Below are 12272 nucleotides of genomic sequence, written 5' to 3' on the forward strand. Positions count from 1 at the left end.
AAAGCTGGTGTTAGAATCCTTTTTTAAGCAAACGGTGATTTTGAAAAATGGGTAACAACGTCGTCGTACTGGGCACCCAATGGGGTGACGAAGGTAAAGGGAAGATCGTCGATCTTCTGACTGAACGGGCTAAATATGTTGTACGCTACCAGGGCGGTCACAACGCAGGCCATACTCTCGTAATCAACGGTGAAAAAACCGTCCTCCATCTTATTCCATCAGGCATTCTTCGCGATAACGTCACCAGCATCATTGGTAACGGCGTTGTGCTGTCGCCTGCCGCGCTGATGAAAGAGATGAAGGAGCTGGAAGACCGTGGTATCCCGGTTCGCGAACGTCTGCTGTTATCCGAAGCCTGCCCGCTGATCCTCGACTACCACGTTGCGCTCGACGTCGCACGTGAGAAAGCGCGCGGTGCCAAAGCCATCGGCACCACCGGTCGCGGCATCGGCCCGGCCTATGAAGACAAAGTCGCACGTCGCGGCCTGCGCGTGGGCGATCTCTTCGATAAAGCCACTTTCGCTGAAAAACTGAAAGAAGTGCTGGAATACCACAACTTCCAGCTGGTGAACTTCTATAAAGTCGAAGCGGTTGACTACCAGAAAGTGCTGGACGACGTGATGGCGATTGCCGACGTGCTGACCAGCATGGTGGTGGACGTTTCCGATCTGCTGGATCAGGCGCGTAAGCGTGGCGACTTCATCATGTTTGAAGGCGCGCAGGGTACGCTGCTGGATATCGATCACGGTACCTATCCGTACGTCACCTCCTCCAACACCACCGCGGGCGGCGTAGCAACCGGCTCCGGCATTGGCCCGCGTTATGTGGACTATGTGCTTGGCATCATCAAAGCCTACTCCACCCGCGTTGGCGCAGGCCCGTTCCCGACCGAACTGTTCGACGACATCGGCGAGTTCCTGTGCAAAAAAGGCAATGAATTCGGTGCCACCACTGGTCGTCGCCGTCGTACCGGCTGGCTGGATGCAGTCGCGGTACGCCGCGCCGTGCAGATCAACTCCCTGTCCGGCTTCTGCCTGACCAAACTGGACGTCCTTGACGGTCTGGAAGAGGTGAAAATCTGCGTCGCTTACCGTATGCCAGATGGCCGTGAAGTCACCACCACCCCGATGGCGGCGGATGACTGGGAAGGTATCGAGCCGATTTACGAAACCATGCCGGGCTGGTCTGAATCCACCTTTGGCGTGAAAGAGCGTGACGGCCTGCCGCAGGCGGCGCTGAACTACATCAAACGTATTGAAGAAGTCACCGGCGTGCCGATTGATATCATCTCTACCGGTCCGGATCGTACCGAAACCATGATCCTGCGCGATCCGTTCGACGCATAATATGACCAGGGGCGCGGCAAACGCGCCCTTTGTTTTCCCGGTTTTTACCCGCCTTTTTCAAATAAATTAGCCGCCTGACATGTGGCTGGTTTATCATCAATATATCGCCCTTTGGGCGAACCGCGTTTTTCCCCTCCCATATTCTGAGGTTGATGTGCAGTTAACGAGTTTTACCGATTTCGGGCTACGGGCTTTGATCTATATGGCGTCCCTGCCGGAAGGCCGCATGACCAGCATTTCTGAAGTCACCGAGGTTTACGGCGTCTCCCGCAATCATATGGTCAAAATAATCAACCAGCTTAGTCGTGCGGGTTATGTGACCGCCGTGAGGGGTAAAAACGGCGGGATCCGCCTTGGCAAACCAGCCGCAACCATCCGTATTGGTGATGTCGTGCGTGAGCTGGAGCCGCTGTCTATAGTGAACTGCAGTAGCGCGTTCTGTCACATCACCCCCGCGTGTCGCCTGAAACAGGTGCTGGGCGACGCGGTGGCGCGCTTTCTTCAGGAACTGGATAACTACACGCTGGCCGATTTAGTGCAGGAAAACCAGCCGCTCTACAAATTATTGCTGGTGGAATGACGCATTCGCGCCACTGATGACAACGGAGGAACCGCTATGTCACACGATCCTTTTCAGGAACGAGAAGCTGAGAAGTACGCTAACCCTATCCCGAGCCGGGAATTCATCCTTGAGCATTTAACCAAACGCGAAAAACCGGCTAACCGCGATGAACTGGCGTCCGAACTCGGCATTGAAGGCGAGGAGCAGCTGGAAGCGCTGCGTCGCCGCCTGCGCGCCATGGAGCGCGACGGCCAGTTAGTCTTTACCCGCCGCCAGTGCTATGCGCTGCCGGAACGTCTTGATCTGCAAAAAGGCACCGTCATCGGCCATCGTGACGGTTACGGGTTTTTACGCGTCGAAGGACGCAAAGACGATCTCTATCTCTCGTCTGAGCAGATGAAAACCTGCATTCACGGCGATATCGTCCTGGCGCAGCCGCTCGGTTCAGACCGCAAAGGCCGCCGCGAAGCGCGCATTGTGCGCGTGCTGGTGCCGAAGCAGAGCAATATCGTCGGGCGCTATTTCACCGACGCGGGCGTCGGCTTCGTGGTGCCGGACGACAGCCGTCTGAGCTTTGATATCCTCATTCCGCCGGAAGAGGTGATGGGCGCGCGCATGGGCTATGTCGTGGTCGTCGAGCTGACACAGCGTCCGACGCGCCGCACCAAAGCTATCGGTAAAATTGTTGAAGTGCTCGGCGACAACATGGGCACCGGCATGGCCGTGGATATGGCGCTGCGCACTCATGAAATCCCTTACGTCTGGCCGAAAGCCGTCGAAGAACAGATTGCGCACCTGAAAGAAGAAGTGCCGGAAGAGGCCAAAGTGGGGCGCGTCGATTTGCGCAACCTGCCGCTTGTCACCATTGACGGCGAAGATGCCCGCGACTTTGACGACGCCGTATTCTGTGAGAAAAAACGCGGCGGCGGCTGGCGCCTGTGGGTGGCTATCGCTGACGTCAGCTACTATGTGCGTCCGCCAACGCCGCTTGATAACGAAGCGCGCAACCGCGGCACGTCGGTTTACTTCCCGTCGCAGGTCGTCCCAATGCTGCCGGAAGTGCTCTCCAACGGCCTGTGCTCGCTGAATCCGCAGGTAGATCGCCTCTGTATGGTCTGTGAGATGACCATCTCCGCCAAAGGCCGTCTCACTGGCTATAAGTTCTATGAAGCGGTGATGAGCTCGCACGCCCGTCTGACCTACACCAAGGTGTGGCATATTCTCCAGGGCGATGAAGATCTGCGCAGCCAGTATCAGCCGCTGGTGAAGCATCTCGAAGAGCTGCACACGCTGTATAAAGCGCTGGAAGAGGCGCGCACCGAGCGCGGCGGCATCTCGTTTGAAAGCGAAGAAGCGAAGTTTATCTTCAACGCCGAGCGCCGTATCGATCGCATCGAGCAGACCCAGCGTAACGACGCGCACAAGCTTATCGAAGAGTGCATGATCCTCGCCAATATCTCAGCGGCGCGCTTTGTCGAGAAGCACAAAGAGCCGGCGTTGTTCCGTATTCACGATCGTCCTACGAATGAAGCGATCACCTCGTTCCGCTCTGTGCTGGCGGAGCTGGGGCTGGAGCTGCCGGGCGGCAACAAGCCGGAACCGCGCGATTACGCCGAGCTGCTCGATTCCATCGCCGATCGTCCCGATCACGAGATGCTGCAAACCATGCTGCTGCGCTCGATGAAACAGGCGATTTACGATCCGGAAAACCGCGGCCACTTTGGCCTGGCGCTGCAATCTTACGCGCACTTTACCTCGCCGATTCGCCGCTACCCTGATCTCACGTTGCACCGCGCGATTAAATACCTGATCGCCAAAGAGCAGGGCCACGAAGGCAACACCACCGAAAGCGGTGGCTGGCACTACACCATGGAAGAGATGCTGCAACTGGGCCAGCACTGCTCCATGACCGAACGCCGCGCCGATGAAGCTACCCGCGAAGTGGCGGACTGGCTGAAGTGCGACTTCATGCAGGATCAGGTTGGCCAGACTTTCTCCGGCGTGATTTCAAGCGTCACCGGCTTTGGTTTCTTTGTGCGCCTGACCGATCTCTTTATCGACGGCCTGGTGCATGTCTCGTCGCTGGATAACGACTACTACCGCTTTGATCAGGTCGGCCAGCGTCTGATTGGCGAATCCGGCGGCCAGACGTACCGTCTGGGCGATCGCGTCGAAGTCAAAGTCGAAGCGGTTAACATGGACGAGCGCAAAATCGATTTCTCGCTCATCTCCAGCGAACGCGGGCCGCGTAACGTGGGCAAAACTGCGCGCGAGCGCGAGAAGCGAGGCGGCGGTGGTGGTAAAAACCGCAGCCGTCGTCAGGTCGGCAAGCGCCAGAATTTCGAACCCAACGAGGCGTTTCGCAGCGAAAAAGGCCGTGGAAAGGTGAAGAAAGACGGCGCGGCGCGCGCTGAGAAGAGCGACAAGCCGGCGAAAAGCAGTAAAAAACCGTCGGCCAAAACGCAGAAAATCGCGGCCGCCACCAAAGCGAAGCGCGCGGCGAAGAAAAAGCGCGACAACTAATCGCGGGGCCTGCGAGCCAGGCCCGATTTATTACGTATTGCCTAACACCGGGCGGCTTGCCGCCCATAACGAGTACCATTCATGAGTGAAATGATTTACGGCATCCACGCGGTGCAGGCCCTGCTGGAGCGCGCTCCCGAGCGCTTTCAGGAAGTGTTTATTCTGAAAGGGCGTGAAGATAAACGTCTGCTGCCGCTGATCCACGCGCTGGAAGCGCAGGGCGTGCCGGTGCAGGTGGCAAACCGCCAGTGGCTGGATGAAAAAGCGGATGGCGCGGTGCATCAGGGTATCGTCGCACGCGTTAAGCCGGGGCGTCAGTATGGCGAAAACGATCTGCCGGATCTGCTGGCGGCGCACGCGCAGCCGTTCCTGCTGATCCTGGACGGCGTGACCGATCCGCATAACCTCGGCGCCTGCCTGCGCAGCGCTGACGCTGCGGGCGTGCATGCGGTGATCGTGCCGAAAGATCGCTCCGCGCAGCTTAACGCGACCGCAAAAAAAGTCGCCTGCGGCGCGGCGGAAAGCGTGCCGCTGATCCGCGTGACCAACCTTGCGCGCACCATGCGTCTGTTGCAGGAAGAGAATGTCTGGATCGTCGGCACGGCAGGCGAGGCAGATCACACCCTCTTCCAGAGCAAAATGACCGGCCCGCTGGCGCTGGTGATGGGCGCGGAAGGAGAAGGGATGCGTCGTCTCACGCGCGAGCATTGCGATGAGCTTATCAGCATCCCGATGGCGGGCAGCGTCTCCTCGCTAAACGTCTCGGTGGCGACCGGTATCTGCCTTTTCGAAGCCGTGCGTCAGCGCAGCTAATCGTAAAACCCTCTGCGGAGGGTTTTTTATTGCCTGACGTTTGCTGCCTCTACGTGTGTAAAGTTTTATTAAAGCGCCAGTCACGTTAACCGGCGCTGCTACTATAAGCGCCACAGGCTATTTGCCTGTTTAATCAATACCTCTAACTGGATTCAGGAGATACCACCGTGCAGACATTCCACGGACTGATGGCGTTTTGCGCTTACTTTTTTATCGGGCTGGCGATGATTAACTGTTTCATGTTCATCTACACCCGCATTACCGCTCATGACGAGTGGAAACTAATCAAAGAAAATAACAGCGCGGCGGCGATTACCTTCGGCGGCGCGATTTTAGGCTACGTGGTGCCGCTCGCCAGTGCGGCGATCAACTCCGTCAGCATTACGGACTATCTGATTTGGGGGGCGATCGCGCTCGTCGTCCAGCTTATAATCTACGGCGGCGTGCGTTTATATATGCCGAAACTGAGCGAGAAGATTATTGACCGCAACGTCGCGGCCGCTATTTTCATGGGCGTGGCGTCGCTGGCGGGCGGTATTCTGAATGCAGCCTGTATGACTTGGTAAAACGAAATAACAAGGAAGGCTATGTCGGCAGCAAGGAAAAGACGTGGAAAGAAAAATGGCGGTCATCCGGTCGCCAATACGTCGGATCTGAAATTTCTTCCACGCCCGGAGCCGGAACGAAAAGGGCCGAAAATACTCACCCTCGCCATCATGGGCGGCGCGGCGTTTTTCGGCCTCAAAGCCTGTCAGGATCCCGGCGATAACGACAATGACGGCGATGGCGTCTATTACTCGACGCCCGACGAGTGCCGTGAGGACGGGAACCCGGCAGATCTCTGCACCAACGCCTGGAATACCGCCAAAGCCGAGTTTGAAAAAGATATCCCGCCGAAACTGACCTGGGACGCCTGTAGCACCGCGTATGGCAATAACTGTTATTACGACGGCGTGACGAAAACCTGGGTGCCGATGATGGCGGGCTTCCTGCTGGCGAGCAACAGAGACAAAAAGCGCGAGCAGGAGGAGTCCTCCTCGTCATCGTATTACACGTCCAGCTCCGGCTATCACTACTACTACACGCGCCCTGTCTGGCAAAACGCGTCCGGTGATTATGTCTGGCGCGGCGGCAATCGCTCCGGTGCCAGCGCCAGCAGCCGCAGCCTCGTCACCCGCAGCGCCACGACGATTTCCCGCGGCGGCTTTGGCCGTTCATCCAGCTCCCGCAGTAGCTGGGGAGGCTAAATGCTGCGCCATCAGACGCCGGTGCGCCCGGATCTCGCGCGTATCGCCCACGAGCACGGCTTTCACTTTCATATCATCGACGATGAAATCTACTGGGATGAAAGCCGCGCCTACCGCTTTACGCTGCGCCAGATTGAAGAACAGATAGAATCGCCCACTGCGGAGCTGCACGAAATGTGCTTGGACGTGGTGGATCGCGCTGTGCGCGATGCGCGCCTGCTTGAGCGGCTCGCCATTCCTGAGCTTTACTGGGATGCCATCGCCCAAAGCTGGAAAGACCAGGATCCGTCGCTCTACGGGCGTATGGATTTTGTCTGGACCGGGCAGGGGCCGGTTAAGCTGCTGGAGTACAACGCCGATACGCCCACCTCGCTGTACGAATCCGCGTATTTCCAGTGGCAGTGGCTGGAGGATGCGCGCCGCCAGGGCGTTATCCCGCGTGATGCCGATCAGTTCAATAGCCTTCAGGAGAAGCTCATCGCGCGTCTGGCGGAGATAGCGACGCCTGAACCGCTCTATTTCAGCTGCTGCCAGGAGTCCGAAGAGGATCGCGGCACGGTGCTGTACCTGGAAGACTGCGCGCGGCAGGCGGGCCTTGAGACGCGTTTTATCTATATCGAAGAGATTGGCCTGGGCCTTGGCGGCGTGCTGACGGATTTGGACGATAACGTCATCCGGCAGGCGTTTAAGCTCTATCCGCTGGAGTGGATGATGCGAGACGACAACGGCCCGCTGCTCTGTAAGCGCGCCGAGCGCTGGTATGAGCCGCTGTGGAAAAGCATTCTCAGCAATAAAGGGCTGCTGCCGCTGCTCTGGGCGCAGTTTCCGGGCCATCCGAATCTGTTACCGGCGTGGTTTAATGACGATTTCGCGCGCGAGCGGCATGATGTCGCGCAGGCGCTTGCGGGCTACGCAGGATACGTTCGCAAACCGCTGTTCTCACGCGAAGGCGGCAACGTGACGCTGTTTGATAAAGAGGCGCAAGTGCTGGCCCACGAAGAGGGCGATTATGGCAACGAGCCCGTTATCTGGCAGGCGTTTCAGGCGCTGCCGCGCTTTGGCGACAGCTATACGCTGCTCGGCAGCTGGATTGTCGGCGATGAGCCCGCGGGTATTGGCATTCGCGAAGATGGCTCGCTTATTACCAAAGACACCTCTCGTTTCATTCCTCACTATATCGCCGGCTGACGGGTTTTCACTTTTGTGAAGCACGCAGGCGGTTTCTTTTCCCTCTCCTTCCATACTTAACGCTGTTGTCACAGGTAAGGAGAGGGATGTATGCACTGGCAAACCCATACGGTGTTTAACCAGCCCGTCGCACTCAATAACAGCAATCTGTTTCTTTCCGATACCGCGCTGCGCGAGGCGGTGCTGCGTGAAGGCGCAGGCTGGGACGCTGAACTGCTCGCAAGCATCGGCCAGCAGCTTGGCACGGCGGAATCACTGGAGTTAGGGCGACTGGCGAACGCCAATCCGCCAGAGCTGTTGCGCTATGACGCGCGCGGCGAGCGTCTTGACGATGTGCGCTTTCATCCGGCGTGGCACTTGCTGATGCAGGGGCTGTTCGCTAACCGGGTTCATAATCTGCCGTGGCTTGAGACGGCGCGCGAAGGCGCGCTGGTCGCCCGTGCGGCGCGGTTCATTCTGCATGCTCAGGTGGAAGCGGGCACGCTGTGTCCGATTACCATGACGTTCGCCGCGACACCGCTGTTACAGACCCACCTGCCGCCGCTGTTCGCCGACTGGCAGACTCCGCTGGCAAGCGATCGCTACGATTCCCACCTGCTGCCCGGCGCGCAAAAACGCGGGCTGCTCATCGGCATGGGCATGACGGAAAAACAGGGCGGATCTGATGTGCTCAGTAACACCACCCGCGCGGAACCCGTAGCAGGGCGCGGCCCCGGCGAGGCGTACCGGCTGGTGGGCCATAAATGGTTTTTCTCGGTGCCACAAAGCGACGCGCATCTGGTACTCGCACAGACAAAAGGCGGTCTTTCGTGTTTCTTCGTGCCGCGCTTTCTGCCGGACGGCCAGCGCAACGCGGTGCGCCTTGAGCGTCTGAAAGATAAACTCGGCAACCGCTCCAACGCCAGCAGCGAGGCGGAGTTTCTTGACGCGCTCGGCTGGCTGCTGGGTGAAGAGGGCGAAGGCGTGCGCCAGATCCTCCGTATGGGCGGCATGACGCGTTTTGACTGCGCGCTCGGCAGCCACGGGCTGATGCGCCGCGCGCTGGCAGTAGCGCTCTATCACACGCATCAGCGTCAGGCGTTCGGCAAGAATCTTATCGATCAGCCGCTGATGCGTCAGGTGCTCGGGCGTATGGCGCTGGAGCTGGAAGGGCAGACCGCGCTGCTGTTTCGTCTGGCGCGCGCCTGGGAGCAGCGCGAATCGCCGCATGAAGTGGCGTTTGCCCGCCTCTTTACGCCTGCTGCGAAATATGGCGTCTGCAAGCGCGGCATTCCGTTTGTGGCGGAGGCGATGGAAGCGCTCGGCGGCATCGGGTATTGCGAAGAGAGCGAGCTGCCCCGGCTTTATCGTGAAATGCCGGTCAACAGTATCTGGGAAGGCTCTGGCAACATTATGTGCCTCGACGTATTGCGCGTGCTGACGCGCCAGCCGGGCGTGCTGGAGATGTTAAGCGATGAGTTTGACGCGGTAAAAGGGCAGGACAGGCATTTCGATCGCGCCTGGCGACAGCTCGCCGGGCAGTTGCACAGGCCCGCTGAAGCGGCCGGACGCGCCATTACCACCCAGCTCTTTTTACTGGCGAGTGGCGCTCAGGTGTTGCGCTCGCTGACGCCGCCGCTGGCGCAGGCCTGGTGTCGGATGATGCTGGATACCCGTGGCGACAGCCCGCTACCGGAGCCGGTGCTGGCGCAGGCGCTACTGCGCGCCACGGGTGGGGCGGGCTGATTACGCCTTCAGGCGGAACAGGCTTACCAGTTCGTTCAGGTGGTTGCCTTTCTCGCGCAGTACCTGCGCGGTCTGCTCGCTGCGCGTCACGCGCTCAGCGTTGATGTGGGTGGCTTCGCCAATCTGGTGCATGGCGATATTCACCTGGCCAATACCGGCAGACTGCTCGTGCGAGGCGTGGTTAATTTCCGTCACCAGTTGGTTGATCTGACCGATACGGCTGATGATCGCTTCCATCGCGTTGCGCGTCTGTTCGGAGAGCGCGTGGCCCTCGCTGACTTTCGCCAGCGTGTCGCTGATAAGCTGTTCTATCTCTTTCACCGCGTTGGCGCTGCGCGCCGCCAGTGCGCGAACTTCCTGCGCCACGACCGCGAAACCTTTGCCATGCTCGCCCGCGCGCGCCGCTTCCACGGCGGCGTTCAGCGCCAGGATGTTGGTCTGGAAGGCGATAGACTCGATCACATGCGTGATATCCGCGATGCGCTGCGAAGCGCTGCGAATATCGTTCATGGTGGTCACTGCGTTGCTGACCGTTTCGCCGCCGTGCTGAACGGCGTCGGACGCCTCTTTCACCAGGCTCTGGGTCTGCTCCATATTCGCGGCGTTTTGCGACACGGTGGCCGCCAGCTGTTCCATGCTCGCGGAGGTTTCCTCCACGCTGCTCGCCTGTTTGTTGATCTGCTCGCTGATCTCGCCGCTGTCGGACGCCAGCGCGCGGGTGCCGTGGCTGATATCGCCTGCGGCGTCGCGCACCTGGGTCACTATCTGCTGCAGGCCGTTGCCGATGCCATTGATGGCGTCGATAAGCTGGCCGACCTCATCCTGGCGGCGTGTGTCGATGGTTTCGCGCAGATCGCCTGCGGCGTACTGGCGTGCAAGCGTGATGACGTTACGCAGCGGCGCGGTAAGCCAGCGGCGAACGGTCCAGACAAACGCGGCGGCAAACAGCAGCGAGGCGATAATGCCTGCGGCAAGGAACTGATTGCGCATGCTCGTTACGCCGCTCAGCAGCGTCGCTTTATCCACTTCGCCGACAATCGCCCAGTTCCAGCCCGGCAGTTGTGTGAAGCTCAGCAGGGCAGTGCGACCATCTTCTTTTTCCATCTCCAGCGTGCCCTGTGGCTCGCTCAGCACCGGTTTTAAGACAGCGTCCGGCCATGACGGGCGTTTGCCTTCATCGCTCGAATGGAAAAGGAACTGGCCGTAGGTTTTGCCCGGCGCGCGGTTAATGACATAAAAATGTCCGCTTTCGCCCAGACGGCGATTAAGGATTTTATTGCGCATCACCTGCCAGGAGTTGGTGATATCCACCCCGACAAACAGAATCGCGATCACCTTGCCGCTGGCGTCTTTCACCGGTTCGTACTGGGTGATGTAGCGTTTGCCGAACAGCAGCGCCAGGCCGCGGTAAGTTTCGCCTTTCATGACCGGCGCGAACGCCGGACTTGCGGTATCGAGCTGAGTGCCGATAGCGCGGCTGCCATCTTCTTTACGCAGCGAGGTCGCCACGCGCACGAAGTTATCGCCGCTTCGGACAAACAGCGTGGCGATAGCGCCGGTGCGCGTCAGGAAATCATCGGGCAATGCGTTATTTTCATGCAGGGACGTTTCGCCACCCTTGAGCATCGGCACGCTGATGCCGTTGATGCTTTGCATCTGGCTTTCGTCACGGCTGATGGGTTGCGGAATAAAGCTGTTGAAGAGTTTGGTAAAGCTTGCCACCTCTTCATTAAGGCTGCTGTCGAACATCTGAGCCATATCCACCACGCTTGTGGTCTGGTTATGCAGATCTTCAAGCGCCAGCGCTTCCAGCTGTTCGCTGGCTTTGTGACTTAATGCAAACGTGAACAGTAAAAAAAGGGCCGCGACCGCGACGCCTGTGAGGAAAGAGAGCTTTGCGCCCAGTCCCCAGCGTTGAAATGAGAGTGTCATAAAAGAGCCCAAAAGTGCCAATATTTGGCACCTTCAACGGCAGTTGAGCCCTAATATTTAGTGGGTAAATGTAACTATTTGTTTCAATCTATTTTGATTTGGATCATGGCAAGGCTAAATAAAAGCCAGAATTTAGCTAAAGAACGTTCAACTATAGATAATTGCCTGTACGTGCCAGTTATCAGGCCGCTGATTTTCATGCATCTGAATAATTCGATAATACGCCGCGCCCTGTTCGTCCGCTTTATAGGCGATGACTTTTTCAATCTCCTGCGGCGTGCCGGAAATATCGTTTACCGAAATGACGCCAATTTCATTTAAGCCCGTCACTCTGTCAGCATTCACTTCTTCGGCAGACTGCGCAGAAGTGGAAATCAGACCCGCCGATAACAACAGCGACGTTAAAGCCAGCGATCGTTTCATTGTCAGCTCCCTTACACCTTTTCGATAGATGCAGCGCGCCGGTTCCGGGCGCAGTCCGAAAGTTATTGTGCAGCAGGTACGATCAATGCACGCAAAGGCAGTGTAAATTTCGCTAAATAAAACGACGGCTTACGCTTACTTTCGGTACAGAATCGCCCGGGCGTGCCAGCGGCCAGGCAGCAGAGAGTCATCATTGGAGATGACCTGATAGTAATCTGCGCCTGCGGCGCCTGCCTGTGCGGCGATATCGCGCAGCGCGTCATCCGGTGACCCATACTGTAGCGTCGTGACGGTGCCCATTTTGACCAGACCCTGCGTCTGATAGCGCTGGATCTCCTGCGGATGATCCGCCACCGGCGGCGCAGGCTGCGGCGTGCCTTCAAGGGCGCTACAGGCGGTCAGTGTCGCCACCATCAATAAAGGGATGAGCCGTCGCATATGCATTCTCGTTACCTCAGGGATTAATTGTAGTAAGTGTAAGGGAATAGGCGCTCGCTATATCCCGGTTCTGCC

11 protein-coding genes are annotated in these 12272 nt (G+C 58.4%); 8 read left to right on the plus strand and 3 right to left on the minus strand.

Features of this window, described 5'->3' with window-relative positions; translation table 11 throughout:
• Nucleotides 1-47 precede the first annotated feature (47 nt).
• The 8 genes from AFK66_RS01805 (at nt 48) to AFK66_RS01840 (ending at nt 9404) form a co-directional block, all read left to right on the plus strand.
• Nucleotides 48-1346 carry an adenylosuccinate synthase gene (locus tag AFK66_RS01805; RefSeq protein ID WP_007778379.1) on the plus strand — a complete coding sequence of 433 codons (1299 nt, stop codon included), beginning with the start codon at nt 48-50 and terminating at the stop codon, nt 1344-1346.
• A gap of 154 nt (nt 1347-1500) precedes the next feature.
• Nucleotides 1501-1926 (plus strand): nitric oxide-sensing transcriptional repressor NsrR, encoded by a 426-nt coding sequence (nsrR, locus tag AFK66_RS01810; protein WP_004385299.1) that lies wholly within the window; start codon nt 1501-1503, stop codon nt 1924-1926.
• A gap of 36 nt (nt 1927-1962) precedes the next feature.
• The gene (rnr, locus tag AFK66_RS01815; protein ID WP_007778374.1) at nt 1963-4431 is read left to right on the plus strand and encodes a ribonuclease R; all 2469 of its coding nucleotides are present in this window, start codon (nt 1963-1965) and stop codon (nt 4429-4431) included.
• An 81-nt stretch (nt 4432-4512) separates the two neighbouring features.
• The gene (gene rlmB, locus AFK66_RS01820; protein ID WP_007778372.1) at nt 4513-5244 is read left to right on the plus strand and encodes a 23S rRNA (guanosine(2251)-2'-O)-methyltransferase RlmB; all 732 of its coding nucleotides are present in this window, start codon (nt 4513-4515) and stop codon (nt 5242-5244) included.
• A 167-nt stretch (nt 5245-5411) separates the two neighbouring features.
• Nucleotides 5412-5810: a DUF350 domain-containing protein gene (locus tag AFK66_RS01825; RefSeq protein WP_007778369.1), complete on the plus strand. Its 399-nt coding sequence runs from the start codon at nt 5412-5414 to the stop codon at nt 5808-5810.
• A gap of 21 nt (nt 5811-5831) precedes the next feature.
• Complete coding sequence (locus tag AFK66_RS01830) at nt 5832-6491, plus strand: DUF1190 domain-containing protein (protein ID WP_007778366.1); 660 nt, start codon at nt 5832-5834, stop codon at nt 6489-6491.
• The gene (locus AFK66_RS01835; protein ID WP_007778363.1) at nt 6492-7679 is read left to right on the plus strand and encodes a glutathionylspermidine synthase family protein; all 1188 of its coding nucleotides are present in this window, start codon (nt 6492-6494) and stop codon (nt 7677-7679) included.
• Between the two features lie 90 nt (nt 7680-7769).
• On the plus strand, nt 7770-9404 hold the full coding sequence (locus AFK66_RS01840) for an isovaleryl-CoA dehydrogenase (RefSeq protein ID WP_007778360.1): 1635 nt from the start codon (nt 7770-7772) through the stop codon (nt 9402-9404).
• Here AFK66_RS01840 and AFK66_RS01845 read toward each other — a convergent pair whose 3' ends face one another.
• The 3 genes from AFK66_RS01845 to bsmA form a co-directional block, all read right to left on the minus strand.
• Nucleotides 9405-11336 (minus strand): methyl-accepting chemotaxis protein, encoded by a 1932-nt coding sequence (locus tag AFK66_RS01845; protein WP_007778357.1) that lies wholly within the window; start codon nt 11334-11336, stop codon nt 9405-9407.
• Between the two features lie 147 nt (nt 11337-11483).
• The gene (locus AFK66_RS01850) at nt 11484-11759 is read right to left on the minus strand and encodes a YdgH/BhsA/McbA family protein (RefSeq protein WP_007778355.1); all 276 of its coding nucleotides are present in this window, start codon (nt 11757-11759) and stop codon (nt 11484-11486) included.
• Nucleotides 11760-11894: 135 nt separating this feature from the next.
• Nucleotides 11895-12203, minus strand: coding sequence for a biofilm peroxide resistance protein BsmA (gene bsmA / locus AFK66_RS01855; protein ID WP_007852316.1), 309 nt, complete (start codon nt 12201-12203; stop codon nt 11895-11897).
• Nucleotides 12204-12272 lie beyond the last annotated feature (69 nt).

Source organism: Cronobacter malonaticus LMG 23826 (assembly GCF_001277215.2).
GTDB classification, from domain to species: Bacteria; Pseudomonadota; Gammaproteobacteria; order Enterobacterales; family Enterobacteriaceae; genus Cronobacter; species Cronobacter malonaticus.

Coding starts and splice junctions, on each gene's coding strand:
- rlmB (WP_007778372.1), top strand. CDS start 4,513: ATGAGTGAAATGATTTACGGCATCCACGCGGTGCAGGCCCTGCTGGAG.
- AFK66_RS01840 (WP_007778360.1), top strand. CDS start 7,770: ATGCACTGGCAAACCCATACGGTGTTTAACCAGCCCGTCGCACTCAAT.
- rnr (WP_007778374.1), top strand. CDS start 1,963: ATGTCACACGATCCTTTTCAGGAACGAGAAGCTGAGAAGTACGCTAAC.
- AFK66_RS01805 (WP_007778379.1), top strand. CDS start 48: ATGGGTAACAACGTCGTCGTACTGGGCACCCAATGGGGTGACGAAGGT.
- bsmA (WP_007852316.1), bottom strand. CDS start 12,203: ATGCATATGCGACGGCTCATCCCTTTATTGATGGTGGCGACACTGACC.
- AFK66_RS01830 (WP_007778366.1), top strand. CDS start 5,832: ATGTCGGCAGCAAGGAAAAGACGTGGAAAGAAAAATGGCGGTCATCCG.
- AFK66_RS01835 (WP_007778363.1), top strand. CDS start 6,492: ATGCTGCGCCATCAGACGCCGGTGCGCCCGGATCTCGCGCGTATCGCC.
- AFK66_RS01850 (WP_007778355.1), bottom strand. CDS start 11,759: ATGAAACGATCGCTGGCTTTAACGTCGCTGTTGTTATCGGCGGGTCTG.
- AFK66_RS01845 (WP_007778357.1), bottom strand. CDS start 11,336: ATGACACTCTCATTTCAACGCTGGGGACTGGGCGCAAAGCTCTCTTTC.